The sequence below is a fragment of the Microbacterium sp. RU1D genome, assembly GCF_900156435.1.
In the GTDB taxonomy this organism is placed as follows: Bacteria; Actinomycetota; Actinomycetes; order Actinomycetales; family Microbacteriaceae; genus Microbacterium.
The window spans coordinates 801165-825862 of the sequence record NZ_FTPQ01000001.1; the positions used below are offsets into that span (position 1 = coordinate 801165).

General features: G+C 71.7%; 22 protein-coding genes and 1 pseudogene. 6 read left to right on the plus strand and 17 right to left on the minus strand.

Translation table 11 applies throughout. The annotated features are described in order from the left end of the window. Positions 1-2: 2 nt before the first annotated feature. Positions 3-3176, plus strand: coding sequence for an efflux RND transporter permease subunit (locus tag B0B15_RS03665; protein WP_076673369.1), 3174 nt, complete (start codon positions 3-5; stop codon positions 3174-3176). 568 nt (positions 3177-3744) lie between these two features. On the opposite strand, the pseudogene B0B15_RS16745 reads toward B0B15_RS03665, so the two are convergent. The 3 genes and pseudogenes from B0B15_RS16745 to B0B15_RS03675 all read right to left on the minus strand — a co-directional run. After that, positions 3745-4332, minus strand: a pseudogene (locus B0B15_RS16745) (hypothetical protein); the annotation flags it as partial. Between the two features lie 241 nt (positions 4333-4573). Beyond that, the gene (locus B0B15_RS03670) at positions 4574-5479 is read right to left on the minus strand and encodes an aldose 1-epimerase family protein (RefSeq protein WP_076673370.1); all 906 of its coding nucleotides are present in this window, start codon (positions 5477-5479) and stop codon (positions 4574-4576) included. Beyond that, complete coding sequence (locus B0B15_RS03675) at positions 5476-6099, minus strand: antibiotic biosynthesis monooxygenase (RefSeq protein WP_076673372.1); 624 nt, start codon at positions 6097-6099, stop codon at positions 5476-5478. Before B0B15_RS03675 ends, B0B15_RS03670 begins: the two co-directional genes overlap by 4 nt. 340 nt (positions 6100-6439) lie before the next feature. Between B0B15_RS03675 and B0B15_RS03680 the strand changes: the two genes are divergently transcribed. Next, positions 6440-8722, plus strand: coding sequence for a DEAD/DEAH box helicase (locus tag B0B15_RS03680; protein WP_076673373.1), 2283 nt, complete (start codon positions 6440-6442; stop codon positions 8720-8722). An 86-nt stretch (positions 8723-8808) separates the two neighbouring features. Here B0B15_RS03680 and B0B15_RS03685 read toward each other — a convergent pair whose 3' ends face one another. Further along, entirely contained in the window at positions 8809-9912 is a 1104-nt protein-coding gene (locus tag B0B15_RS03685; RefSeq protein ID WP_076673375.1) for an Rv2578c family radical SAM protein, read from the minus strand. Between the two features lie 130 nt (positions 9913-10042). Here B0B15_RS03685 and B0B15_RS03690 point away from each other — a divergent pair, with 130 nt between their 5' ends. Then, entirely contained in the window at positions 10043-10735 is a 693-nt protein-coding gene (locus tag B0B15_RS03690) for a hypothetical protein (RefSeq protein ID WP_076673377.1), read from the plus strand. Between the two features lie 128 nt (positions 10736-10863). Beyond that, positions 10864-12009: a M15 family metallopeptidase gene (locus tag B0B15_RS03695; RefSeq protein ID WP_083708844.1), complete on the plus strand. Its 1146-nt coding sequence runs from the start codon at positions 10864-10866 to the stop codon at positions 12007-12009. A 121-nt stretch (positions 12010-12130) separates the two neighbouring features. On the opposite strand, the gene B0B15_RS03700 is transcribed toward B0B15_RS03695, so the two are convergent. The 3 genes from B0B15_RS03700 to B0B15_RS03710 form a co-directional block, all read right to left on the minus strand. Beyond that, positions 12131-13153 (minus strand): pirin family protein, encoded by a 1023-nt coding sequence (locus tag B0B15_RS03700; protein WP_076673378.1) that lies wholly within the window; start codon positions 13151-13153, stop codon positions 12131-12133. Further along, a complete protein-coding gene (locus tag B0B15_RS03705) occupies positions 13150-13461 on the minus strand; it encodes a GNAT family N-acetyltransferase (RefSeq protein WP_076673380.1) in 312 nt (103 codons plus the stop codon). The genes B0B15_RS03700 and B0B15_RS03705 overlap by 4 nt, the downstream gene beginning before the upstream one ends. A gap of 230 nt (positions 13462-13691) precedes the next feature. Then, a complete protein-coding gene (locus tag B0B15_RS03710; protein ID WP_076673381.1) occupies positions 13692-14207 on the minus strand; it encodes a CGNR zinc finger domain-containing protein in 516 nt (171 codons plus the stop codon). Positions 14208-14232: 25 nt separating this feature from the next. On the opposite strand from B0B15_RS03710, the gene B0B15_RS03715 reads away from it, so the two are divergent. Together B0B15_RS03715 and B0B15_RS03720 are read left to right on the plus strand one after the other, a co-directional pair. Beyond that, positions 14233-14457: a hypothetical protein gene (locus B0B15_RS03715; protein ID WP_076673383.1), complete on the plus strand. Its 225-nt coding sequence runs from the start codon at positions 14233-14235 to the stop codon at positions 14455-14457. A 61-nt stretch (positions 14458-14518) separates the two neighbouring features. Next, positions 14519-15781, plus strand: coding sequence for an FHA domain-containing protein (locus B0B15_RS03720; RefSeq protein WP_076673384.1), 1263 nt, complete (start codon positions 14519-14521; stop codon positions 15779-15781). Between the two features lie 24 nt (positions 15782-15805). On the opposite strand, the gene B0B15_RS03725 is transcribed toward B0B15_RS03720, so the two are convergent. From B0B15_RS03725 to B0B15_RS03770, 10 genes are all read right to left on the minus strand, one after another. Beyond that, entirely contained in the window at positions 15806-17134 is a 1329-nt protein-coding gene (locus tag B0B15_RS03725) for a S8 family serine peptidase (RefSeq protein WP_176776557.1), read from the minus strand. Then, positions 17131-18459, minus strand: coding sequence for a type VII secretion protein EccB (gene eccB / locus B0B15_RS03730; protein ID WP_076673387.1), 1329 nt, complete (start codon positions 18457-18459; stop codon positions 17131-17133). Before eccB ends, B0B15_RS03725 begins: the two co-directional genes overlap by 4 nt. Positions 18460-18463: 4 nt before the next feature. Continuing rightward, on the minus strand, positions 18464-19798 hold the full coding sequence (gene eccD, locus B0B15_RS03735; RefSeq protein WP_076673389.1) for a type VII secretion integral membrane protein EccD: 1335 nt from the start codon (positions 19796-19798) through the stop codon (positions 18464-18466). Between the two features lie 157 nt (positions 19799-19955). After that, positions 19956-20243 (minus strand): WXG100 family type VII secretion target, encoded by a 288-nt coding sequence (locus B0B15_RS03740; RefSeq protein WP_076673391.1) that lies wholly within the window; start codon positions 20241-20243, stop codon positions 19956-19958. A gap of 1 nt (position 20244) precedes the next feature. Continuing rightward, on the minus strand, positions 20245-20562 hold the full coding sequence (locus B0B15_RS03745; protein ID WP_076673392.1) for a WXG100 family type VII secretion target: 318 nt from the start codon (positions 20560-20562) through the stop codon (positions 20245-20247). A gap of 41 nt (positions 20563-20603) precedes the next feature. Further along, positions 20604-22073 (minus strand): hypothetical protein, encoded by a 1470-nt coding sequence (locus B0B15_RS03750; protein ID WP_076673394.1) that lies wholly within the window; start codon positions 22071-22073, stop codon positions 20604-20606. A 56-nt stretch (positions 22074-22129) separates the two neighbouring features. Continuing rightward, complete coding sequence (locus tag B0B15_RS03755; RefSeq protein ID WP_076673396.1) at positions 22130-23431, minus strand: S8 family serine peptidase; 1302 nt, start codon at positions 23429-23431, stop codon at positions 22130-22132. Continuing rightward, complete coding sequence (locus B0B15_RS16420) at positions 23428-23826, minus strand: hypothetical protein (protein WP_076673397.1); 399 nt, start codon at positions 23824-23826, stop codon at positions 23428-23430. The genes B0B15_RS03755 and B0B15_RS16420 overlap by 4 nt, the downstream gene beginning before the upstream one ends. 116 nt (positions 23827-23942) lie before the next feature. Continuing rightward, a complete protein-coding gene (locus B0B15_RS03765) occupies positions 23943-24230 on the minus strand; it encodes a WXG100 family type VII secretion target (protein ID WP_076673399.1) in 288 nt (95 codons plus the stop codon). 28 nt (positions 24231-24258) lie between these two features. Beyond that, positions 24259-24570: a WXG100 family type VII secretion target gene (locus B0B15_RS03770; protein ID WP_076673401.1), complete on the minus strand. Its 312-nt coding sequence runs from the start codon at positions 24568-24570 to the stop codon at positions 24259-24261. Positions 24571-24698: the final 128 nt, after the last annotated feature.

The following is a 24698-nucleotide window of genomic DNA, read 5'->3' on the forward strand; positions in this document are numbered from 1 at the left end:
TCGTGTCGTACCTGGCCGTTCTGAGCCTGAAGAACCGTGCCCTCATCGCCCTCGTCACGATCGTCGCGGCGATCTTCGGCGGCCTCGCGCTGACGAGCCTGAAGCAGGAGCTCATCCCCTCGATCGAGTTCCCGCAGCTCGCGATCGTCACGACCTACCCCGGCGCCTCGCCCGAGGTGGTCGAAGCCGACGTGTCCACGCCCATCGAGAGCGCGATCCGCGGCGTCGAAGGCCTCGAGTCGACCACCGCGACCAGCACGTCGAACTCGTCGATCGTCTCGGCGTCGTTCACCTACGGAACCGATCTCGCCGCCGCGCAGCAGAAGATCCTCGCGGCCATCGCGCGTATCGACGACCAGCTGCCCGAGTCCGCCGACACCACGGTCGCCTCCGCCAGCATCGACGACTTCCCCGTGATCCAGCTCGCCGTCACCGGCTTCACCGACGCCCAGGCCACGCAGTCGATCCTCGAGACCAGCGTCATCCCCGACCTCGAAGACGTCGACGGCGTCAACGGCGCCCAGATCGTCGGCGGGACGGGCCAGCGCGTCACCATCACCCCCGACACGACGAAGCTCGGCGAGCGCGGGTTCTCGCAGCAGGCCATCACCGACGCGCTCGACGCGAACGGCGTCCTCTTCCCCGGCGGCTCGCTGACCGAGGGCGATCAGACGCTCACCGTGCAGACGGGCACGAAGCTCACCAGCGTCGACGAGGTCGCCGCCCTCCCGCTCCTGCCGACGGATGCCGCGCAGTTCCAGGCGGGGCAGACGACGATCGGCGACGTCGCCGCCGTCGAGCTGCAGACGGATCCCGTCACCACCCTCTCGCGCGTCGACGGCCAGCCGGCGCTCACCATCGCCGTGACCAAGCTCCCCGCGGCCAACACCGTCGACGTCTCCCGCGGCGTGCTCGACGCCCTGCCGGGCCTGGAGTCGCAGCTCGGTCAGGGCGCGACCTTCACCGTCGTGTTCGATCAGGCGCCCTTCGTGACGCAGTCGATCGAGGCGCTCGCGCAGGAGGGTCTGCTCGGCCTCGTCTTCGCGGTCGTCATCATCCTGATCTTCCTGATGTCGGTGCGATCGACGCTCGTCACCGCCATCTCGATCCCCACCAGCGTGCTCATCACCTTCGTGGGGCTGCAGGCCTTCGGCTATTCGCTGAACATCCTCACCCTCGGCGCGCTCACCATCGCCATCGGCCGCGTCGTCGACGACTCCATCGTCGTCATCGAGAACATCAAGCGGCACTACGTCGGCGACGCCGAGAAGATCCCGACCATCATCCGGGCCGTGCGCGAGGTCGCGGCCGCCATCACGGCATCCACGATCACCTCCGTCGCGGTGTTCCTGCCGATCGCGTTCGTCGGCGACGTCACGGGAGAGCTGTTCCGCCCGTTCTCGCTCACGGTGACGATCGCGATGGCGGCCTCGCTCCTCGTGTCGCTGACGATCGTGCCGGTGCTGGCGTCGTGGTTCCTCAAGCCGGGGAAGGTCGTGCGGGACGCCGAAGGCCACGCGATCGACCCCGAAGCGCCCGATGCACCGCCGTCCCGCCTGCAGAAGGCCTATGTGCCGGTGCTGAGCTGGACGCTGAAGCACTCCTGGGTGACCCTGGGCCTCGCGGTGCTGGTGCTCGGCGGCACCCTCGCATCGGTGCCCCTGCTGAAGACCGACTTCCTGGGCGATTCGGGTCAGAACACCTTCACCGTCACGCAGAAGATCGGCTCCGCCCCGAGCCTGGATGCCGAGGATGCGGCCGCGCAGAAGGTGGAAGCCGTGCTGTTGGACACCGAGGGCGTGCAGACCGTGCAGACCTCCATCGGCTCCAGCGGCTCGGCGCTGCGCGACGCCTTCTCCGGCGGCGGTTCGGGCATCACCTACTCGATCACCTCGCAGTCGGGGACCGACCAGGTCGAGCTGCGCGAGCGCGTGCGCACCGAGCTCGAGAAGCTGACGGATGCCGGCGAGATCGAGGTCTCGGCGCAGGGCAGCGGCTTCGGGTCGACCGACATCACCGTCGACGTGACCGCGCCCGACGCGACGACGCTGCAGCAGGCGAACGACGCGGTCGTCGCCGGCCTCGACGGACGCGAGGGGATCGGCCAGGTCACCAGCAGCCTGTCGGCCTCGCTGCCGTTCGTGTCGGTGCGCGTGGACCGCGACAAGGCCGCCGAGCGCGGCCTGTCGGAGCAGACGGTGGGCGCGCTCGTGTCGAGCGCGCAGCAGCCGCGCCAGGCCGGCACGGTCGAAATCGACGGCCGCGGCGTCACGGTCTACCTCGCCACGGCGAACCCGCCGCAGACCATCGACGATCTCCGCGCCCTCGAGATCCCGAGCGCCCGCGGCACCGTGCGCCTCGACGAGATCGCCACCGTCGAGCAGAGTCAGACCCCGCCGTCGATCACCACCTCCCGAGGGCTCCGCACGGCATCCGTGACCGTCACGCCCACGACCGACGACCTCGGCAGTTCGTCCGCCAGCGTCAACGAGGCCCTCTCCGACGTGCAGCTGCCCGACGGGGCCACGGCGGAGGTCGGCGGCGCGGTCACCGATCAGCAGGACGCGTTCGGCCAGCTCGGTCTCGCGCTGCTCGCGGCGATCCTGATCGTGTACGTCGTCATGGTCGCGACGTTCAAGTCGCTGCGTCAGCCGCTCGAGCTTCTGGTGTCGGTGCCGTTCGCCGCGACGGGGGCGATCCTGCTGCTGCTGGTCACCGGCGTGCCGCTCGGCGTCGCGGGGATGATCGGTGCGCTCATGCTCGTGGGCATCGTCGTGACGAACGCGATCGTGCTCATCGACCTCGTCAATCAGTACCGCGCACGCGGACTCAGCGTCCACGACGCGACCATCGTGGGAGGGGCGCGACGACTGCGGCCGATCCTGATGACGGCGCTCGCCGCCATCTTCGCGCTTGTGCCGATGGCCCTCGGCATCACCGGCCACGGCGGGTTCATCTCGCAGCCGCTCGCCGTCGTCGTGATCGGCGGTCTGGTGTCGTCGACCTTCCTGACCTTGCTGGTGCTGCCGACGCTCTACAACCTCATCGAAGGAGCGAGCGAACGGCGTCGGGCCCGGCGTTCCGCGCGCGACGAGGCAGGGCCGACGGCGACGGCCGCGACGATCGCGGACGACGGACACCCGCTGAGCCGACGCGAGCTGCGCGAGAAGCACTGACCGCACGCGGGCCGGACGCCAGGAGCGGGCGTGCCGCGGCGGCCGGCCGACGTGCCGGTGCGCGGTGCATCGCGCTCCGAACGCGCCCGCCGCCGGCCGTGGAGAGGTCGCCGCACGGGGCGGTGAGCTGTCGCATCGACGCTGCGGCCTGCGGGGTCGCGGTGTCGCGAGCGGGGGAGGCGGTGGGCGGGGAGGCGCTGCGGGCACGGGCGTCGATCGCCAGCGGGCGCGCGGTGCGCATCAGCGGCGACGTCGACAGGAGCTCGAGCGCGACACCGTTGAGGGCTGAGCGACGCGCGGTCGTGTCGACCGGGGCGACGGGGTTCAGCGGGGCGCGGTGGGCGGCGCGAGTCGCTCGGCCGGTGCGGGGCGCGACCGAGCGGGGGGTCATCGGTGCGCGGGCGGCGAGGGGACGCCGGATGCGGCGGCGAGCGACGTGCGCGACGTCCGCTCGCCGGTCGGCGGGTGCGGGCGCGAGCGTGCGCGCGGCGGCACCGGCCAGCACGGACGTGAACATGCCCGACCATGCGAACATCGCGGCGCACGCGATCGTCTCGAACAGGGCGAGGTTGATCGTGGCGGAGACGAACAGCGCGATCGAGATGATGAGCCAGACGGTCGCGATCGCCGTGCCGACGGCCATGCGCTTGCCGAGGCGGTGGAAGAGGAAGGGCGCGGTGAGAAGGAGGGCGAGGAATCCGAGCACCATCGAGCCGGCCACACGATCGTGGAGGTCTTTGTCGGTGTTCAGCGGAATGCACCCGACGAGCGCGAGATTGACGCCCACGACATTCAGGCACACGAAGGCGACCGTCGCCGCGCCGCGGCGCACCGGCCCTCTGCCGAGACGGCGCACGTCGCGTCGGACGCAGAAGGCGAAGAAGACGACGATCGATCCGCTGACCTTCAGCGTCGTGTTGAAGAATGCGCTGGAAAGGTCTCCGAACGTTCCCAGCTGGCTGAAGTGCAGTTGCCACCACAGCGGATCCGTCGTCGTGGCGATCGCCAGCAGCAGGCCGCCGACGAGCACGATGAGAGCCACGGCGCCGACGTGCAGCGAGGGTGCTGCTCCCACCCGCCGGGCGAATCCGGCGAGGCGAGGGGTCACGAGGGACGTCGTGAGGGAAACGGGGACGGCGGAGCGGAGCGTGCTCATGATGGGGGATCTTTCCTCGTGACGGAACGAGGGTCCCCCCACATCGCGAGACCCTCGGCCCCCGTCGGCTCATTCGGGTGATGAACCGGGGCGAACCTTGACCCTTTGCCGCCCCCGGCCTCGACGGAAAACCGTCACCCGAATGGTATCGTTCGCGCCCCGAAAATGAGAAAGGGCTTGTCGCACCTTTTCCCAGGTCATATGCGATATTTCTTGTCCCCCATTTGGGGGACAAAAAATGTCATGCCGTGAAACGCACGCCCCATTCCCGATGCAGAATATCTCCGGGCTCGAGACGCTCCAGGTCCTTGCCGGTGGCGAAAGCGTTCGCCGGGGCCGTCATCGGTTCGATCGCGACGGCGAGGGGATGGCCGGGGTAGCGATCGGTGGTGAACACCTGCGCCCAACGGAACCCTTCGTCCTGCCAGAGCTCGACGCGCGCACCATCGGGGGCGGTGAGGCTGTGCCGAGCGACGCCCTCGGCATCCCTCTCCAGGCCCCGGTAGCCGTTGTCGAGGGCGGCATCGCCCAGACGTACGCCGTCGCGCAGGTCGGTGCCCGCGCTCACGGGGACCTCGTCGACGGGGATGTTGCGCTCGTCGAGCACGAGGGTCGTCGTGCCTGTCGAGCGCACGACGAGGTCGGCGGTGTCGACGCCGCCGATCTGCAGGTAGGGGTGCACGCCGAGGGCGACGGGTGCCGCCTTGCGGCCGACGTTCTCGATGTCGTGGGCGACGTCCAACCCATCGGGCCGAAGGGAGAAGGTGACCCGCGTGCGCAGGTGGAACGGGTAACCGGTCTGCGGGACGACATCGGCGGCGAGCACGAGCCGCTCGTCCGAGTGCTCGACCGGCTCGTACGCGCCGAAGCGCAGCAGGCCGTGGCTCGCGTTGCCGAACTTCGGTTCGCTGATGGCCAGTTGCAGATCGTCGCCGTCGAAGGAGTACCGGCCGTCGCGGATGCGGTTCGGCCACGGGACGAGGACGACCCCGGATGCCGCGGGCGTGGGCAGGTCGTCGGGATAGCGGGGGACGAGGTCGACGCCGTCGACGGTCAGCGCGCGCAGCGCCGCCCCGACCTGGGCGATCTCGGCGGACGAGTGCGCGCCGCGCAGGTGGAAGCGCCGGCCGGTGGGATCAGCGGTCATGACGAGGCCTTTCGAGAGCGGGGCGGACGCTGCAACCACGGACGGAGCAGCCGGGTGACCCACGGCAAGACGGCGTACGTCATGACGGGGGTGAGCATGAGGGTGGTGGCGAGCACGCGCAGCGGCAGGGGGACCTCGGCGAAACCGGGGACGAAGCCCAGCAGCCACGACGCCAGCAAATTGGTGGGGAAGAAGCCCACCCAGATCGTCACGGCCTGCTTCCACCGCGGGGGTGCGGGCGGCACGGGTTGCTGCACCGGGGAGGTCGTGGCATCCGTCGGGGCGAGGACCGAGCCGAACGCGGCGTCGAACCACCCCTCGATGCCGGTGCGGCGCTCGGTGCGCTCCTCGCGCGCGAAGGGGCGCCCGGAATCGAGCCACCACTGCCGCTGCGAGGAAGTCTCCCACCCCTCGAGCGTGGTGATGTCGCGGAAGCGGTACAGCATGTACCAGAGGTCGCTGTCTTCGCCCGCGCGCACCCACCCCGAGCCGAGGAACCCCGGGAAAGCGGTCGCGAGGTCGGTGCCGGCCTGCATCCAGGAGGTCGCTTCGGCGGTGCGCGTCGGGTCGATGCGCCGCTCGATCGCCACCGTGATGGGGTGGGCGTCGGTGTCTGCCATGGTTCCATTTTGGGTCAGGGCGTGAGGGATGTGCGCCGTGGCGGGTGCGGCGCCGCGGGGCCGGGTGGGGTGTCCCGCTTTGTGCAAGAGAGGGCGGGTGGATCCGCACGAAGTGGGACATGGATGCCATTCCCAGGGGCGACCTGTAACGTTGTCGGGTCGGCTCTGGACACCGCGTGTGATGCGCGGATGGGTTTGTGAGTCCAAGGGGCCGATGGACAGGACGCGATCGCGGCCTCGACCATCATCAGTGAATGGCCCCCGGCCGACGACAGTCCGGGTATCGCACCGCCACGAGCGGTGTCGCTGTTTCGCGCGAACAGAACCCAGGAAGTTTTCCATGCCCAAGAACAAGAAGCCCGCCGGCGGCCGCGCCGCGAAGAACTTCGAGCCGCGCTACGGCGCGAAGACCTCGTTCCAGGACCGCAAGCGTCGCCCCGGCGCCGAGGGTCCCGCCAAGCCCGGCAGCAAGAGCCCGAACCACCGCGGCTACCGCCCCGAGACCGAGGCCGCCCCCGACAAGCGCCGCTGGAGCGCGTCGGACCGAGCCGGCCGCGACGAGGCCCGTGGCATCCGTCAGTCCGCTCGCGACGACCGTTCGCCGCGTTCGTTCGACCGCGACGAGCGCCCGCGTCGGTCGTTCGAGGACCGTCCCGCGCGGTCGTTCGACCGCAGCGACCGTCCGGCTCGTTCGTTCGACCGTGACGAGCGTCCGCGTCGCGATGCGGGTGAGCGTTTGGCTCGCTCCTTCGACCGCAGCGACCGCCCGGCTCGGTCGTTCGATGACCGCCCCCGCCGGTCGTTCGAGGACCGTCCCGCGCGCTCGTTCGATCGCAACGACCGTCCTGCGCGTTCGTTCGACCGTGACGAGCGTCCGCGTCGCGATGCCGGTGAGCGTCCGGCTCGGTCGTTCGACCGGAGCGATCGCCCCGCTCGTTCGTTCGACCGTGACGAGCGTCCGGCTCGTTCGTTCGACCGTGACGAGCGTCCGCGTCGCGATTCCGGTGAGCGTCCGGCTCGGTCGTTCGACCGCAACGAGCGTCCCGCGCGTTCCTTCGACCGGAGCGATCGCCCCGCTCGTTCGTTCGACCGCAGCGAGCGTCCGGCTCGTTCGTTCGACCGTGACGAGCGTCCGCGTCGCGATGCCGGTGAGCGTCCGGCTCGGTCGTTCGACCGGAACGACCGTCCCGCTCGCTCGTTCGACGACCGTCCCCGCCGTGACGACCGTCCGGCTCGGTCGTTCGAGGACCGTCCCGCGCGGTCGTTCGACCGCACCGACCGCCCCGCGCGCTCGTTCGACGACCGCCCCCGTCGTGCCGACGGTCCGAGCCGCTCGGATTGGAACGCCGGCCCGAAGCGCTCCGCCGAGCACGAGCAGCGCGTCGATGTCGTGCACGAGCGCCTGCAGGCCGAAGCGGTGGATGCCGCGACGGTGACCGGCGCCGGCTTCGCCGAGCTGGGACTGGGCGACAACATCGTCCGTGCTCTCGCGGGTCTCGGCGCGGACAAGCCGTTCCCCATTCAGGCCGCCACCGTGGCGCCGATCCTGGAGGGGCGCGACGTCCTCGCCCGTGGCCGCACCGGCTCGGGGAAGACCATCGCCTTCGGCGCTCCGCTGGTGGAGAGCATTCTGCGCTCGCAGGCCGGCAAGCGTCGCGAGTTCGGGCGCGCCCCGAAGGCGCTCATCATGGCGCCGACGCGCGAGCTCGCCCTCCAGATCGACCGCACCGTGCAGGTTCTCGCGCGCAGCGTGGGACTCTTCACGACGCAGGTCTACGGCGGTGTGCCGCAGGCGCGTCAGGTGGGTGCGCTCAAGAAGGGCGTCGACATCGTCATCGGAACCCCCGGTCGCATCGAGGACCTGCTCAACCAGGGCAAGCTCGACCTCTCCGACGTGCAGATCGCCGTGCTCGACGAGGCCGATCACATGTGCGAGCTCGGCTTCCTCGAGCCCGTGCAGCGCATCCTGCGTGCGACCGCGAAGGGCAGCCAGAAGTTGCTGTTCTCCGCCACGCTCGACCGCGAGGTCGCGGCCCTGGTCGACGAGTTCCTCGTCGAGCCGGCCGTCTACGAGGTCGCCGGGGAGGACCAGGACTCGAGCACCATCGAGCACCGCGTGCTCGTGATCGAGCACCGCGACAAGGCGCAGATCCTCGACTCGCTCGTCGACCGTGAGGGCAAGACCCTCGTCTTCGCCCGCACCCGCGCCTACGCCGAGATGCTCGCCGAGCAGTTCGACGACGCCGGTATCGCCGCCGTCGCGCTGCACGGCGATCTGAACCAGCAGAAGCGCACACGCAACCTCGAGAAGCTCACCTCGGGCCGCGTCAACGTGCTCGTCGCGACGGATGTCGCCGCTCGTGGCATCCACGTCGACGACATCGACCTCGTCATCCAGGCCGATGCTCCCGACGAGTACAAGACGTACCTGCACCGCTCCGGCCGTACTGGCCGCGCCGGGCGCAGCGGCACGGTGGTGACGCTCATCACGCGTCAGCGTCAGCGTCGGATGACCGAGCTGCTCGACCGCGCGGAGATCGAGGCGCCGTTCGAGCCGACGCAGCTGGGCGACGACGTGCTCGAGGAGATCTCGGGCCGTCAGCTGGCCGACGTCACGTCGTAATCCGTTTCATCCAGGGCCCCCGTCCGCGCACGTCGCGGCGGGGGCTTCTGCGTTGGTCCGGATCGCGCACAGCGGCGTCTCGTCCGTCAGAACAGCGTCGGCTCGCTCGCCGGAGCGACCAGAGGGCGACCGGACGCCAGGCCGCGGGTGGTGCGGACCGGCCCGAGGTTGTTCGTGGCCGGGGTGCGGGCGGCGAGTCCGGGCTGCGGCCGGCCGCGAGGGTGGTCGTCTTCGTCCCACCCGTCGAGTCGGTGCATGCGCAACAGCGGGCGGAGACGTTTGCCGAGCCACGTGCGGTACGCCTTCGGTGCGGTGACAGAGACGCCGGGGTAGAGGCCGCGATACGACGAGACGAGGTGGGGGTGCTCGCGTTCGAGCCACTCGAAGAACCACTGCTTTGCGCCCGGTCGCAGGTGCAACGCGCCGTAGACGACCCTCGCGGCACCGGCCGCGCGCAGGCGCGCGAGGGCGTCGTCGAGCGCCGGGATCGAGTCCGTGAGGTGGGGGAGGATCGGCATGAGGAACACCGTCACGCGGAAGCCCGCCGCCGTCGCGGCGCGCACCGTCTCGAGGCGGGCCTCGGCGCTCGGGGTGCCCGGCTCGATCGAGTGCTGGAGGGCGTCGTCGAAGACGGCGATCGACATCGCCAGCGACACCTTCACCTGCTGGGCGGCCTCGGCGAGCAGCGGCAGATCGCGCCGCAGCAACGTGCCCTTCGTGAGGATCGAGAAGGGCGTTCCGGTGTCGGTCAGGGCGCCCACGATCTCGGGCATCAGCCGGTAACGGCCCTCGGCCCGCTGGTAGGGGTCGGTGTTCGTGCCGAGCATGACGGGTTCGCGCGCCCAGGATCCGCGCTGCAGTTCGGTGCGCAACACGTCGGCGACATTGACCTTCACGACGATCTGCGAGTCGAAGTCGGCGCCGTAATCGAGGTCGAGGTACTCGTGCGTCTTGCGGGCGAAGCAGTACGAGCACGCGTGGCTGCAGCCGCGATACGGGTTGACGGTCCAATCGAACGGCATCGCCGAGGCGCCGGGAACGCGGTTCAGCGCGGTCTTGCAGAGGACTTCGTGGAACGTCATCCCCGCGAACTCGGGAGTGGTGACCGACCGGACGAGACCGTCCACGCGCTCCATGCCGGGAAGCGCCGCCGTGTCGTCGACGCCCAGCTGCTGACCCTGCCATCTCATCGCAACAGTCGAACACATGTTCTATTCAAGCGCAAGGCGGCGTTGCTCACATACGTTCCCATGGACGATCCGCGAACCGATACTGTGACAGCGGAGCCCGCTCGCCGGACGGGATGACAGGGGAGGCGCAGTGGTCGACGATCGGCAGGTCAGGGGCCACGCCCTCGTGCACCGATCCGCGCGGGCGCTCGAGTCCCGGCATCCGGCCTTCGTGGTGCGGCATCCCACCCTGTCCGGATGGATCTGGCTCGCGGTCGCGGTGGTGCTGCTCGTGGTCTGCGAGATCTGGATCGAAGACGAGACCGCCGGTGTCGTGGTCTCGCTCGTCGGCGCCCTCCCGTCGCTCGGCGCGACGCTGATCGTGCTCGCGCAGACCCCGCGCACGCATCTCGAATACGAGGAGTCCATCCTCGGGCACTTCTTCGCGCGGTTCTTCGCCGTCCTCGGCGCGCTCATCCTGTGGGTCGGGTCGGTGGTCCTCGGAGCGGCCGTGGCGGTCCAGCTCGCGCAGGACACCGGGTCCGATCCCGAGAAGGCCTGGGTCGAGGCCTTCGAGATCTTCGGCGCGGTCGTGCCGTTCATCGTCGCGATGCTCTGGGCGGTCCTCGTCTTCCGCTGCGTCGGTTACATCGCGCGGCTGCGCGGATGGGCGGGTGTGCCCGAGCGGCATCGCATCCCGGATCAGTTCTTCGCCGACCTGCCGCGTACCCGGCGCGTCGTGATCGGGTTCGCCCACCCCCTGCTCCTGCTGGTAGCGGGCCTGCTGAGCATCGTGGTCGCGATCTTCGCGGCCGCCGAGGTCGGGTTCAGCGACATCGCCTGACGCCTCCCGGTTCGTCCCCCCGGTCGGCTCTCGGTGCCTCCAGACTGCCCGCCCGGCGGGTGCCGGGGCAACCGTCGCCCGGCGACGGGTCGACCCCACCGCGCGTCCGGGGGACAATGGAGGCAGTGATGTCCCCCGATCCCGAGCTCTCTCCCCGCCGCGCCGCGCGCGCGGAGGCCGAGCGACTCGCGACGGCGGCGCTCGCGCAGGTCCCCCCGCCCGCCCCCACGCGGCGCCAGCTGCGTGAAGCCGCGGCCGCGAGCACGGTCGCCGTCGACGCAGGCGCCGGCGCGGCGCGCGGGTCCTGGCGTCGTCTTCCGGAGGTCGTCGCCGCTCTTCCCCCGCACCGCCGTCGTCGGCTCGCCGTCGTGGCGGGAGCCGCGGTCGCCGTCGTCCTCGGCGTCGCGGTGGCGATCGGCGCGGCCGCCGGTTCGGCGCGCGACATCGCCGCCTCGGCATCCGTCGACGACACGGTGAGCGCCGCGGTGGCGGGCCCGCCGGCCGTTCCCGACGACGGCCTGCCGATTCCGCAGGTCGCCGCCGTCGCCGCGACCGCGACGCCCTGCGACGATCCGGCCTTCACCGCCGCGCTCGCGCAGGGCGACGACACCGCCGCCATCGCCGCGGCGGGCGGCGGGTCGGCGTTCCGCACCGCGGTGGCATCCGGGCTCGCCCCCTGCGTCTCACTGAGCGACCCCGACCGCGAATGGCTCGTGGTCAACAAGCAGCGCCCGCTCGAACCGCTCGACTACTACCCGGGCGACCTCGTCATGCCGTCGAACGTGCGCGCGCTCGAGCAGTCGGCGCTGCGGGCCGCGCCCGCTGAGGCGCTGACCGCGATGGTGCGCGCCGCCGCCGACGCCGGTGCGGGCGAGATCGGCTACCTCAGCGCCTTCCGGTCGTACTCCACCCAGCAGTCCACGTACGCCGGCCGGGTCGCGGTGGGCGGCGTGGCGGAGGCCGATCGCGAGAGCGCGCGACCCGGATTCAGTGAGCATCAGACGGGCAAGGCCGTCGACATCGTCCCCTGCAGCGGTTCCTGCGGGACGCTCGACGACGTCGCCGCGTCACGGCAGGGCGAATGGGTGCGCGAGCACGCGTGGGAGTTCGGCTTCATCACCCGCTACGCCGAGGGGCGCGAGGACTACAGCGGCTACGAGCCCGAGGCGTGGCACCTGCGCTACATCGGGCCGGAGCTCGCGCAGGCGTACCACGATGGCGGGTACACCACCCTCGAGGAGTTCTTCGGTCTCCCGGCCGCGCCGACGTACTGAGCGCGACGTCGCGGCGGTGACCGGTGCCCGATCGCGCGGGCCGGCGTCTGGACACGCCGATCGGCGACGCGCGTCCATGAAGCCCTGACCACGGACGATCGCCCGCGGGTGCGCGAATGCGTCAGACCCGGCGTCGCCGTGCGGTGAGACGCACCGCGGGCAGCGGCGGAGCCGGGATGCGCTCGGGACCGTGGTCCACGACCTCGCCGAACCGTGCGGCGCGAGCTTCCCACGCCTCGCGCGCCTCGACGATCTCGCCGTGCGAGCGACCGACGAAGTTCCACCACATGACGATGTCGGCCTCGAACGGCTCCCCGCCCAGGAGGAAGACCCGGGCCCCCTCCTCGCTGCGCAGCTCGAGGTGGTCGCGGCCGGTGCCGAGGTAGATCAGGCGCGTGTGGTCCACGGATGCCACGGGGCCGCCCCCGAGCGCCGGCGCCGGTCGTCTCGGGGCGTCGGCGTCGACGGCATCCATCCCGGTGACCGCGTCGGCGGTGCCGATCATCCCGTAGAGGGCGTACTCCCACGTGGGATGCAGGGGGACCCGCACGGTGACCCCGGCGGGCAGGCGCAGCTCGGCGCCGACGATCGGCGTGTGCACCGTCGCGGGGGAGGTCACGCCGCCGAGGTCGCCCATCACGACGACCGCGTCGGCTCCGTCGCCGAGGTCGAGCATGGGCAGGTCTTCATGCCGCTCGAAGGCGGGGGCGCCGTGCCGTCGCGCCTCGGGGAGGGCCACCCACAGCTGCAGCGCGTCGAGGGGGATCGGCCACTCGCCCACCGAGTACTCCGAGTGCGCGATACCCGCGCCACTGGTCATGAGGTTCAGGGCGCCGGGGCGCACGACGACGTCGCTGCCCACGGCATCCCGGTGGCGCACCTCGCCGACGATCGGCCACGTCACCGTCTGCAGCCCGATGTGGGGGTGCGGCTCGACGCGCATGAGGGTGTCCTGCGGACCGAAGCGATCGAGGAAGCACCACGCGCCGACCATCGGCAGCGAGCGGTGCGGGAGGGTGCGGTGCACCTGCATGCCGCGGACCCCGCCCAACGGCACCTCGCGCGCCTCGACCACGAGCGCACGGGGTCCGTCGCACTCGACCGGACCCTCCGCCTCGGGCGGGGCGACGTCGAGGCGGGTCACGACGGCTCGCCGGCGCCTTCGGGCCACTCGACGGAGAGGCCCTCGACGTCGTGCTCGCCGAGGTAGTGCGCCACGAACGGGCAGGAGGGGATGACGGTGTCGCCCCGACGTGCGAGGTCGGACAGCGCCTCGCCCGCGAGCTTCGAGCCGAGACCCTTGCCCGTGAAGGCCGGGTCGATCTCGGTGTGGGGGAGTTCGACGCGGTCGCCGGCCGGTTCGAACTCCAGGAATCCGCCGAGCTCGTCGCCCACGTGGATCTCGTATCGGCTCGCCTCGTCGTTGCGGGTCACGGTCAGTTCGTCGGCCATGGGGTCTCCTGTCGTCGGTGCTCACAGCAACGTATGCGCTGGCATGGATGTTCCGCCATCCCTCGACACGGCGGCATCCGACTGTCCTGTGGGCTCGTGACCGGGTGAGGTGGCTGAGCTTGCCGACGCCGCCGGCGTGTCGTCCGTTCGATCCGCTCACCGCACGACCGAGGGATGCTGCGGGCGCCCGAGCCCGGCATCCGTCGTCTCCCGGACGTGTCCCACGCCCGTCAGACGCGGGCGCGGTGACGGCGGACGGCGGCCCGGTTGGCGCAGCGCACCGAGCAGTAGCGCTGCCGGCCGTTGCGGGTGACGTCGACGACAACGCGCGCGCAGGGCTCCGAGGCGCACCGACCGAGGCGGTCCATGCCGCGGGTGACGAGGTGCAGCGAGGTGCCGACCGAGATGACCGCCGCGAGCACGCGGGGCAGCGCCTCGTCGCTGTCGCGGTAGTGCAGGTGCCATCCCTCGCCGTCGTGGTTCGTGAGGCGCGGGTACGCCGCGACCGCCGCCATCTGCTCGTTCAGCAGCGCGGCCCGGGCCGCCGGGTCGGTCTCGTCGACGACGCGCAGCCATTCGTCGATGACCTCCCGCGTCTTCGCGTGATCGTCGGATGCCACGGGGAAGCGCATCGTCATCCCTCCCTCGATCGTGCGCTCCTCGATGCCGGCCCGGTCGGCGGGCCAGTCGTTCGCCAGCGACGCGGCGAGCAGCACCGCGTACTCGCCGTAAGGGTTGAGATGCATAAGGGCATTACAACACGCTGGGATCATGACCGCCTCCCGCATCCGACCGGCCGCCGCCGCGGCATCCGTCCACGAACACGGCTGGCTCACCGCCTCGGTGCATCGCACGAGCGACGCCGTCGTGCGATACGTGCGGTGCGCGGGCTGCGGTGCGTGGCGGGTGGATGCCGAGACGGCGACACGGATGCCGCCCGCCGCCATCTCGCGCGTCGTGGGGTCGCCCGAGGCGGGAGCACCCGCGACCCTGTGAGGCGCCACCCGTCGGCGACGCCCGCACGGTAGCGTCGGGGGAGACCGTCGACGGAGGACGCATGGATGCCCTGAGCCTGATCGCCACGATCGCGGGAGCGGTGCTGGTGATCGCCCTCGTGCTGCACGTCTGGTACGCGATCGGGCTGTCGCGCGTGATCGCCGTCCACGGCGGCGAGCCGTGGCGCGCCTGGGTGCCGCTCGTGAACGAGGCGGAGGTGTTCCGGCTGGGTCGGCTCGACCCGGTCCGCGCCGTGCTGCTGGCCGTGCCGTTCGTGAACGTGTACGCCCTCGTGCTCAAGGCGAGGGCCGCGCACCGCCTCGGCGAGAGCTCCGGTCGCGGGGCCGGGACGACGGCGCTCGCCGTGGTCCTCCCGCCCGCGTGGGCGATGCTCCTCGCGCGCACCCCACAGACGGATGCCGAGCCCTCGGCGTCCGGGCAGATCACCGTGGCCGAGACGACCACCACGGACGATGCCGTCGCGCCCATCGCCGCGGTCCCCGGAACGTCCGCGGACGCCGCGCCTCCCGCCGCCGCCGCCGGTGGTCGACGGACCGCCCCGGAGCACGACGAGCCGTACGCGGTCCCCGTCCTGCCGGGGCCCCGCGAGATCGGGGCGGACGCACCGACCGTCGAGCCGGCCGCGGCGGCGGACCTCGACGGCGCCGTGGCGGTGACCGCGAGCCCTGCAACCGCCGGTCGGATGGCCGCGGCTCCGTCGAAAGCCGTTCCGATGGCCGACGCTCCAGCGGCCGTTCCGGCGAGCGACGCCCTGGTGACGCGGGTTCCGGATGCCGCGCTGACGCGGTCCGCCGACGTCACCACCGCGCAGGCCGAGACCACTGCCGCGAAGATCGACGACCGGACCGACGGCCGCGGCGACGACCGCGTGTCGGAGACGACCGACTCGACGGCCGAGCGCTCCGCCGGACGCACGGACGGCGCCGCCCCCCTCGACGAGTCGACGCAGACGGCGCGGCCCCGCTCCCGCCGCCGTGGCGAGTGGACGCTCGGACTCCCCGGCGGCGCCGCGGCGGCGCTCACCGGACGGACCGTCGTGCTGGGGCGGAAGCCCTCCCACGCCGACGACGCGGTGCAGTACGTCGCGGTGCACGATGACACGCGCACGATGTCGAAGGAGCACGCGCGCCTCGACTGGACCGTCACCGGGTGGACGATCACCGACCTGCAGTCGACCAACGGCGTGACCCTCGTGCACGACGATGGGCGGGTCGAACGCCTGCCGAGCGGCGGGACCTCGCCCGTGCCGAGTCGATTCCGTCTCGGCGACGCCGATCTCGAGCTGCGCCCGACCGCGGGCTGAGGCGCGGCGCTCGGCGTCGGGGCGCTATCCCGCCGTGTCGTCGCCGTACAGGCCGCGGCCGGTGGGCGCGGGCCGACGCGAGACCGTGTCGTCGCGGCGGCGGCTGACGAACACCGCCATCGTCCCGATCGCACCGAGCAGCACCAGCGCGCCGACGCCGATGCCGGTCGCCGTGGTGATGGCCGCGGCATCCGGACCCGGACCCACCGCGATACTCACCGGCGCGGGCGTGCCCGTGGGCTCGGGCGAGGCGGTGGACCGCACGAACGGGCTGGAGGGTCCGCGCAGGCCCGACCCCGGAACGAGGACGATGGCGTCGTAGGGCTGGACCACGCCCCATCCCGAGGTGTTCGACCGCGCGTCGGGCTGTCCGCGCACGGCGGTCACCTCGAGACGGTACGCCCACTGGTCGGGTGTCTCGTCGGGATGCGCGGACGCGACCAGCGCGGCGGCCGCGGAGACGTACGCGGCCGCGTAGCTGGTCGCCGGCTTGTCGCCGGACACCACGCAGTCCCCGCCCTGGGGCCACGACGACGCGATCGCCTGGCCCGGGGCCGACAGCTTCACGTGCGACCCTCGGATGCTGGCGCTGGTCACGGTGCCGGACTCGTTCGTGGCCGCGACCCCGATCGCTCCGCGGAAACCGGCCGGGTAGCGGACGCCGTCGGAGTCGTCCTCCTCGACCGCCGCCTCCGAGTCGCGGTTGCCCGCGCTCGCGATCACGAGGCTGCCCCGCTCGCGCGCGTAGGCGACGGCGGAGGAGAGGTCGCCGTCTTCGGCGGTCGTGCTCATCGAGACGTTGATGATCTGCGCGCCGAGGTCCGCGGCGATCCGGATGCCATTGGCCATCCGTGCGGTGTTCGGACCGAAGCCCGCGTCCTTCAGCTGGTCCGAGGTCCCGGCGAAGACGCGGATCGGGAGGATCTTGGCATCCGGGGCGAGGCCCTGCACTCCCGACTTGGGGATGATCTGCGCGGCGATCTGACCGGCGATGACCGTGCCGTGACCGTAGATGTCGGTACGCGCGGTGGCGTCGGTGCCGTCGGGCACGAGGTTGATCCCCGGAAGCACGGAGGCGTCGAGGTGCGGGTTCGGAGCCACGCCGGAGTCGACGACGGCGACCACGACGCCCGCGCCCTTCGTGATCTCCCACGCGGCCGTGCTCTGCAGCTCGCCGAGGGCCGGCGGTGTCTCGGGCACGCGTGTGGAGGCGAGGCAGCCGTCCTCCGACGCCGAGAGGACGGGGAACAGGGCGACGGGAGCGGCGTGCGCGGCCGCGGGGACCCCGGCGCTCACGAGACCGAGGACGAGCGCGAGCGCGCCGAGACGCCTCGCGGCGCCGCGGTGCCTCACTTCGCCTCCGGCGTGCGCTGCGCCGCGCTCTCGCTCAGCGACGGTCCCGTGGTCAGCAGCGCCGTCCACCCGTCGGCGATCGACCCGATGTCGTCTGTCGAGTAGCCGAGGCGCGCGATGGTCTCGTCGTTCGCGTTCGGCAGCGGATACGCGGTGCCCGTGGCATCCACCAGGGTCAGCACGTTCGTGTTCTGGTCACCGCGCCCGCCGGCGCGCACGAGGGCGCCATGGCTGGGGTCGACCCGCACGCCCGGCGAGATGTCGGTCGAGGTCGGCTGCGTCGCCAGCGCGGTGACCGCCTGCCCCTCGGCGCCCACGAGCACCGCGCACGGGCGCTGTCCGGTCTCCACCGTCTCGAAGCCGGTCGTGGGCCACTGGTCGCCGACGCCCTTCGCGGCCGTCGGCAGCCCGCGGATCTCGCTCCCGGTCACCTCGGTGACCTCGCCCTTCAGGGCGCTGCCGCTGCCGAGCTGGTACAGCTGCCACGCGAGCGGCGACAGCGTCTCGAGGACGCCGCCGGTCTGCACGAGGAAGCGCTCGTCCTCGGGGGCGCCGGCCTGGCGCACGACCTGGCCGACGCGCAGCGACGTGCCCGAGACGCTCTCGCCGTAGTTCTTCAGCGTGATCGGGGTCAGAGCGGTGCCCGCGGTGAACAGGTCGAGCCACGACGCCGGGACGCTGATCGGGGAGAGCGTCGAGATGCCCGCCGCACGCAGCACCGCGTCGGGGTCCTCGCTCGACACGGCGAAGCTGCGCTCGCCCTGGATGACGTGCAGGATGCCGTCGACCGAGACGACCGCGGCTCGATCCGTCGCGGGGGTGGGCCCGGTCGCCGTCGAGATCCGCACGTCGAGCGACGCGTCGTCGCTCACGCAAGCACTCCACCCGGTGTTGAGCAGCCCCGCGGCGGGCGGGAGCTCGTCGGGGGCGCCGGTGATGCCGAGCGTGTCGCCGACGGGGGTGCCCGCGAGGGTGGCCTGATCGGTCGAGATCACGCCGTACTCGTTCGCCGGCAGCAGCAGCCGCGCGCTCGCGGTGTTGATGACGGGGTGCAGGGTGCCGTCGACGGTGACGAAGCGGGCGCCCGTGTCGGAGACCAGCACGAGCTTGCCGTTCTCCCAGCCCGTGGGAAGGCCCGGGCGGATGAGTCCGTAGAAGACGCCGACGAGAACGACGATGACGGTCAGCGCGATCGCGGCGATGACGGCGCGCAGGGGAGCGGTCGGCTGCAGCTCCTTGCCGCCGGGGGCGCCGCTGACGAAGGCGGTGAGCAGGCGGCGGCGCGAGAAGTTCTGCGCCTCGATCAGGTCGCCCTTGGTGGCCATCGCGTCAGGCCAGCCCGGACGAGATGACCGCGAGCGGCAGCAGTGCCGCGAGCACGAGCAGCTCCGCGGTGTCGGCCACGCGGATCAGACGCAGGCGGGTCTTGGGGGCGAGCAGCGTGACCGTCACGACGCTGACCGTCGCGATGAGGAGCACGACCAGGATGCCGATGCGCAGGCCCGGCTGCGCGAGAGAGGCCACGACGCCCGCGACGACGAGTCCCAGGATGCCGGTGGCCATGACCGTCAGCACGCCCGAGCGGGCGTAGGTCTGACGCGAGGGGAACATCATGCCGGCGAACGCGAGGGCGCACACGATCGCGCCCGTGGCGTTCTGCGCCGCGACGAGGGGCGTGGCCACGATGATCGCCACCGCGAGGGCCAGGCGGAGCGCGATGAGGATGCGCTTTCCCTGGGCGACGCGGGCGGCGATGTCGTCGGCGTCGATGGGCTGCGGATCGGCGAAGATCTCGACGTCGTTCTGCGGGGAGGCCACGCGCAGGCGGGTCGTGCTCATCGCGAGCCACGGCAGGGCGCCGGCGAGCGTCGCGACGACTCCGACCATCAGCGTCCACACCGTCGGGGCGGGGAAGAACGCCGCGAGTGTGCCGGTGACGCCGAGTGCGCCTCCGGCGACGAGCGGGGTGAGCTGGAGTTCGGCGCGCTCGCGGGTGAGCGCCAGGGCGACGCCGGCGACGATGAAGGCTCCACCGCCGGCGGCGGCCAGCGGCCACCCCCACATGTCGAACGAGGCGGGAACGGCCAGGAATCCGGCGATGGCGGCAAAGACGGATGCCGCCATGCCCAGGCCCTGGCCCGCTTCGCGCTGACCGAGTCGGGCGACCACGGCCGAGACGACGAGCAGCACGAGGGCGCCCCCGCCGGCGACGAGCGCTCCGAAGGGCAGGGCGCGTCCCGCCGCGAGCAGCAGGACCGCGCACACCCCGAGCAGCGCCAGGCTGACGGCCAGCGCGGTGCGGGCGTTGTCGCGGGTGGTCCAGGGACGGTTCTGCTGCGCAGTGGCGTCGATGACCGCCTCGACGATGTCGTCGTAGACGCGCGGCTGCGCGACGAGACCGCCGCGGACGAGCGTGAGCACCTCGCCGTCGACGATGCCCTGCGCCGAGGCACCGAGCGAGGGATCGACGGTGGATCCGTCGGCGCGCTGCAGGGCGTAGCCCGCAGAGGTCATCGAGGCGTCGAGCACTCCCAGCGACCGGGCGAACCCGGGCAGGAACTCGATCACGGGCACCTGGGCGGGGATGGCGATGTCGAGCCGCCGCCCCTCGCTCTGCACGGAGAGTCGCAGCAGCGCTCGTGTCGCGTTCATGACGTCAGCCATCCGCGGCCCCCTCTTTCCGGACCGAAGCCCCCCTGCGGTCAGACTCCGAAAGCCTATCGCCGTCGATCACGGAGCCGATCGAGCGCCGAGCGGTGATCGTTCACCGCCCGGCGCTCGGCACTGCGTGACCGGCGTCGGTCGTTCAGCGCCGAGCCGATCACTGGAAACGCGCGGCCGACGCCCGGTCGGCCGAGACGTAGTCGTCGGCGATCGAGTCGGTGGCGTTCGAGATGCGCGACAGGGCGTCTCGCATCTGCTCGAGGGTCGCGCTCCACTGCTGCTGGGCGTTGTTGTAGGCCGCCTGAGCGGTGCCCTCCCAACTGCCGCGCAGGCGCGCGACCTCGGCATCCAGTCCGCCGAGGGCGGCGTCGATGCGGGCGCTCTCGGAACGCAGCCGCGCGGCGGCGGCGTGCAGTGCCTCGGGGGTGACGCGAAGATCGCCCATCTCACTCTCCTCCGAGCAGCGAGCCGAGGCCCTGGATGGTGGTGCGGTGCTGCTCCTCGACCGCTTCCTGGTCGCTCGCGGTCGCACGCAGGGCCGCGCTGAGGGTGACGAGCACGTCATTCAGGCGCGTGGCTCCGGCCGTCCACTCGTTCACGAGCGCGTTGTACGAGCTCGCGGCGTCGCCGGACCAGTTGGCGGCGAGCTCGTCGAGCTCGGCGAGCACGCGGCGGGCGCTGTCGCTGATGTCGGCGTGCGCGCCCATCACCACTTCGGCGCCACGGACGAGCGCGCCCTCTTGGGCGGAGATGCGATCAGACATCGTCTTCTTTCCTGTCGGTGAGGGTCATCGGGCGACGAGGGTCACTCGTCGCGGCCGCCGGCCTGGGCGTTCTCGGACCGGGGACCGATCTGCTCGTCGTCTTCCATGCGCGGGGCGATCGGACCCGCGAGGCCGCGTGCCTCGTCCTTCTTGCGCTCGGAGCGGGAGCCGGGGCCGCCCATGCCGCCCACGCCGCGTGATCCGGCACCCGCGGTGCGACCGGTTCCGGCCGCTCCGGCGCCGGAACCACCAGCGGCGCCCACGCCGGCACGTCCGTTCGCCGCACCTGCACGACCGCCGGACGTACCCGTGGCCGAGCCACCCGCTCCGCCGACACCACCGGCGCGCGTGCCCGCGGCGCCGAGGCCGCCCGCTCGCGCACCCGCGCCACGCGCTGCCGAGTTGGCCGAACCCGTGCCCGCCGCGCCGAGACCACCGACGCCGCGCGTTCCGAGACCGGCGCCGGCACCGGGTCGTCCGAGCAGACCGCCGGATCGTGCGCCGCCGGCGCCACCTGCGCCGACCGAACCGCCCGCGGGTCCGCCGAAGAGACGGCCACCGGGCACGCCCGGTGCTCCCGCTCCGCCGCCGACACGTCCGAGCGCGAGCGCCCCGCCGCCGCCGGCGATGAGCCCCGCTCCCAGGCCCGAACCGAGACCGGCTCCGGGACCACCGGGCGTTCCGACCAGTCCTCCGCCCCCGCCGGGAGCCAACGGCACACCACCGGGAAGGGTGGGGCTGCCGCTGATGGGACCGTCGGGCGTGGGTTCGGGCGGGACGTTGCCGATGTCGATGGGTGGCTGCCCACCCGGGGTCTGGCCGGGAGGGTTCGGGAACGGCCCGTACTCGCTCGGGGGAGGCTGGATGCCGCCGCCGCCACCGCCCCCGGGAAGCGGAGTGGCGGTGCCGCCACCGTTTCCGCCACCGGCAGCGCCGCCGCCGGACATGTCCCAGTCGGGGTAAGACTCGAAACTGCGTTGCTGGGCGCCGTATCCGCCGGCCGGTACTTCCGAAGAGGAGGGTGAGCTCGTGGGTTCGGAGGAGATCACCGTCGACGAGAAGGCCGGCGGCTCCCTCATCTCGATGGCATCCATCTGATCCGAATGCTTCTCGACGGCCGTACGTGCGGCGTCTTCGCGCTGTGAGGCCATGTATCCGTTGATGGCACGACTCGCGCCTTCACCGGCGAGGAACGCCACCGGTCCGAAGACGATCGACGCGCCCGCGGCCGCCCCGCGGACCATCGCCTCCTGGTTGCCGTTCATCTCGCCCGGAGGCAGTGACGCGGCCGAGTCCCGCGCCTGGCGACGCACATCGTTCGCATCGATGAGGCGCTCGTTGACATGGTCGCGCAGATATTGGATCTGCGCATCGACCTCGGTGACCGAGGCCGCGAACTTCGCTCGCGCCGCATCTCCGGCATCCCCGCCGATGCCGGTGTCTTTCGACGCCGCATCGAGGACCTGCCTCAGCGCTTCGAGGGCGTTGGCCAGCTCGTAACGGGTTGGCATGTCCCACGGAACGCCACCCTCCGCGAGGTTCTGTAGGCGCTGTTCCCACGTACCTGTCACGGTGTGTTCCCCTTTCCGGCCTTGCGGCGCTGGGCGATGACGATGAGGACGACCACGACGGCGGCCACCACGATGAGGACACCGATGCCGGTGACGACCCAGACGACGAGAGAAGCCATGTCGAAACCGGAGGACGGCGGAGCGGTGTCTCGGTATTGATCCATACTGCGAGGGATGGTGACGGGGACGAAGCCCTCGGTCTTCGCCGTGTCGATCTGCTCCGGCGTCGGTACACCCACCTGCTTGCTCAGGAGAGGCGATTCATCCGGGAAGGTGGTCGGGTCCACGCTGAGCAGAGTCGGGAGCCAAGCGGCCCCGTAGCCGTAACCGTCTTCGGTGCGCGCCGGATCGTGCTGCGTGCCGTTCGTGGTCGCGATCAGCGATTGAACGAGTTGGTCACCGGTGGCGTCGGGGTATTTCTGCGCGGCGAGGGCGAGCATGCCCGCCACCACGGGCGCGGCGAATGACGAACCCACGGCTGCACGCGAGGAGTTCCAGTCGCCGTCGATCCCGACGGTCGGCAGATTGACGCCCGCAGCGACGACATCGGTCGTGGGCACGACGAAGGGCGCACCGGCCCCGTCGGTCTGGACGGCGCCGTCACGGTCGATCGCGGTGGCGGCGATGACACCGTTGAAGCTCGCCACGTCCGTTCCGCTGTCCACGGGAGTGTCGGCGTTGGGTGTGCCCACGACGATCGTCACCCCGCGCGCGAGGGCGTACGCGATGGCCGGTGCGTCGTTCTCGTACGCCCTCCTCTGAACCGACGTCGTGATGATCTCGGCCCCCTCGTCCACGGCCTTCTTCACCGCGTAGCCGAACATCGAGACGTCGTCGTCCGTGTTCGGGCGGCAATAATCCTCCTCCCGAAGGTCGAGGGTGCCGTATCCGTAGAAGGTCACATCGGCGTCGGGGGCGATACCGCGGATGCCGCTCGCGCCGGCGCCGTTGCCGATGAGCAGGGCGGCCATCGTGGTGCCGTGAATGGAGGGTTCGGTCGCCGTCTCGGACACCGGTTCGGTGCGGGACTCGCAGATCTGGGTGTCGCTGACGGTGAGGTTGCGTCCCTCGAAGATCGGCAGGTCGGGATCGATCTGCGTGTCGATGACGGCGATCTTGACGCCCGCCCCGGTGATTCCGGAGTCGTGCGCGGCCTGCACCTCGTACGTGTCGTACCACCAGTCGTAGTCGCCCCCGGCCGCGGCCTGTGCAGCCGGTGCGACGCCCGCGCCGGCGAAGACGCCGACGATCAGCGCGCCCCCCAGCGCGCGCAGGGCCCGGCGACGGCGTCGGGTCACTGGGGTCCTCCGCCGAGAACGGAGCGCACGCCCGCCGCACCCCCGGTGGGCGCCGGCTGAGCGGGCGCCGCGGTGGGCTCCGAGGCCGACTCGACGATCGAGAGGGCGTTCTGCGCCATGGCCGAACCTGAGGTGTCGGTGTCCTGGAGCGACTGCGCAGCCTGTGACAGGGCGTCGGCGCTCCCGGCCACCATCTGACGCAGCTTCTCCACCTCCGAGGCCAGCTCCTGCGCGCGCTGGCGGACGCGATCGGTGAACGCCGCCGCGGCCGGCTCGGTGCCGTTGCCGTCGACGATCTCGATGGCGCCCGCGGAGGGAAGCTCCTCCGGTACCTGCGTCAGCTGCAGAACGCGCTGGATGGCGAGGTCGAGGTTGAGGAAGATCGAGTCGGCCATGGGGGATCACTCGTTTCTCTGTGATCGGGATGCGAGGGGATCGGGCTCGTGAGCGACGAAGGCGCGCGAGCCCAGAGAACCGGCGGCCGCCGCAGCGACCGCCGGTTCCGAGTGGTTCAGGCGAAGCGGCCCGCGGCCGACTTGTCGGTCGAGGTGTAGCCCTGGGCGATCTCGTCGGTCTTGCCGGCGATCTGCTGGAGCAGTTCGTTCAGGCGGGTGATGGACTGGGTCCACTGCGCCTGGGCCTGGTCGTAGGCGGTCTGCGCCTCACCATCCCAGGACGCGCGGAGGGCGTTGACCTGCGACTCGAGCTCGTCGAGGCGGGTGCGGATGCCGGAGGCACCGTTGCGGATCTGACCGGAGAGGGCGATGACCTGCTCGGGACGAACGGACATGGACTGCATGAGAGTTCCTTCTTTCGTGTCGAGCGGGTCAGCCGAGCAGGGAGCCCAGGTTGCCGATGGTCTGCTGGTGCGACTCTTCCGACGCCGCCTGGTCGCGCTCGGTGCCGCGGAGGGCGTCCTCGAGCGTGACGAGCACGTTGTTGAGCTTGGTCGTCTCTTCGTTCCAGCGCTGCATGAGCTGGGTGTAGGAACCGGCTGCGGCGCCGGTCCAGAACCCGGCCACCTGGTCGAGCTCGCTGCGGACCTTGCGGACCTGCTCGTCGATGCCCGACTTCGCGGTGTTGACCGCTTCGGCCCCGCGACGAAGCGCACCCTCCTGGGCTGCGATGAGATCTGCCACGTTGTCTCCTCGATGTTCCTCCGGGGCGCGCCCGGGCGTTGCGGATCGTGTCTGCACGCGCGGGATTCGGCCCCGCGCGCGGGATCGATGGAGTGACCGGAGCCCCCCACCGGACTTCGAACATACGT

What these genes read in the sequence shown, in the direction of transcription:
- B0B15_RS03670 (WP_076673370.1), bottom strand. Translation starts at nt 5,479, where the DNA reads ATGACCGCTGATCCCACCGGCCGGCGCTTCCACCTGCGCGGCGCGCAC.
- B0B15_RS03675 (WP_076673372.1), bottom strand. Translation starts at nt 6,099, where the DNA reads ATGGCAGACACCGACGCCCACCCCATCACGGTGGCGATCGAGCGGCGC.
- B0B15_RS03680 (WP_076673373.1), top strand. Translation starts at nt 6,440, where the DNA reads ATGCCCAAGAACAAGAAGCCCGCCGGCGGCCGCGCCGCGAAGAACTTC.
- B0B15_RS03685 (WP_076673375.1), bottom strand. Translation starts at nt 9,912, where the DNA reads ATGAGATGGCAGGGTCAGCAGCTGGGCGTCGACGACACGGCGGCGCTT.
- B0B15_RS03695 (WP_083708844.1), top strand. Translation starts at nt 10,864, where the DNA reads ATGTCCCCCGATCCCGAGCTCTCTCCCCGCCGCGCCGCGCGCGCGGAG.
- B0B15_RS03705 (WP_076673380.1), bottom strand. Translation starts at nt 13,461, where the DNA reads ATGGCCGACGAACTGACCGTGACCCGCAACGACGAGGCGAGCCGATAC.
- B0B15_RS03710 (WP_076673381.1), bottom strand. Translation starts at nt 14,207, where the DNA reads ATGCATCTCAACCCTTACGGCGAGTACGCGGTGCTGCTCGCCGCGTCG.
- B0B15_RS03715 (WP_076673383.1), top strand. Translation starts at nt 14,233, where the DNA reads ATGACCGCCTCCCGCATCCGACCGGCCGCCGCCGCGGCATCCGTCCAC.
- B0B15_RS03720 (WP_076673384.1), top strand. Translation starts at nt 14,519, where the DNA reads ATGGATGCCCTGAGCCTGATCGCCACGATCGCGGGAGCGGTGCTGGTG.
- eccB (WP_076673387.1), bottom strand. Translation starts at nt 18,459, where the DNA reads ATGGCCACCAAGGGCGACCTGATCGAGGCGCAGAACTTCTCGCGCCGC.
- eccD (WP_076673389.1), bottom strand. Translation starts at nt 19,798, where the DNA reads ATGGCTGACGTCATGAACGCGACACGAGCGCTGCTGCGACTCTCCGTG.
- B0B15_RS03740 (WP_076673391.1), bottom strand. Translation starts at nt 20,243, where the DNA reads ATGGGCGATCTTCGCGTCACCCCCGAGGCACTGCACGCCGCCGCCGCG.
- B0B15_RS03745 (WP_076673392.1), bottom strand. Translation starts at nt 20,562, where the DNA reads ATGTCTGATCGCATCTCCGCCCAAGAGGGCGCGCTCGTCCGTGGCGCC.
- B0B15_RS03750 (WP_076673394.1), bottom strand. Translation starts at nt 22,073, where the DNA reads ATGCCAACCCGTTACGAGCTGGCCAACGCCCTCGAAGCGCTGAGGCAG.
- B0B15_RS16420 (WP_076673397.1), bottom strand. Translation starts at nt 23,826, where the DNA reads ATGGCCGACTCGATCTTCCTCAACCTCGACCTCGCCATCCAGCGCGTT.
- B0B15_RS03765 (WP_076673399.1), bottom strand. Translation starts at nt 24,230, where the DNA reads ATGCAGTCCATGTCCGTTCGTCCCGAGCAGGTCATCGCCCTCTCCGGT.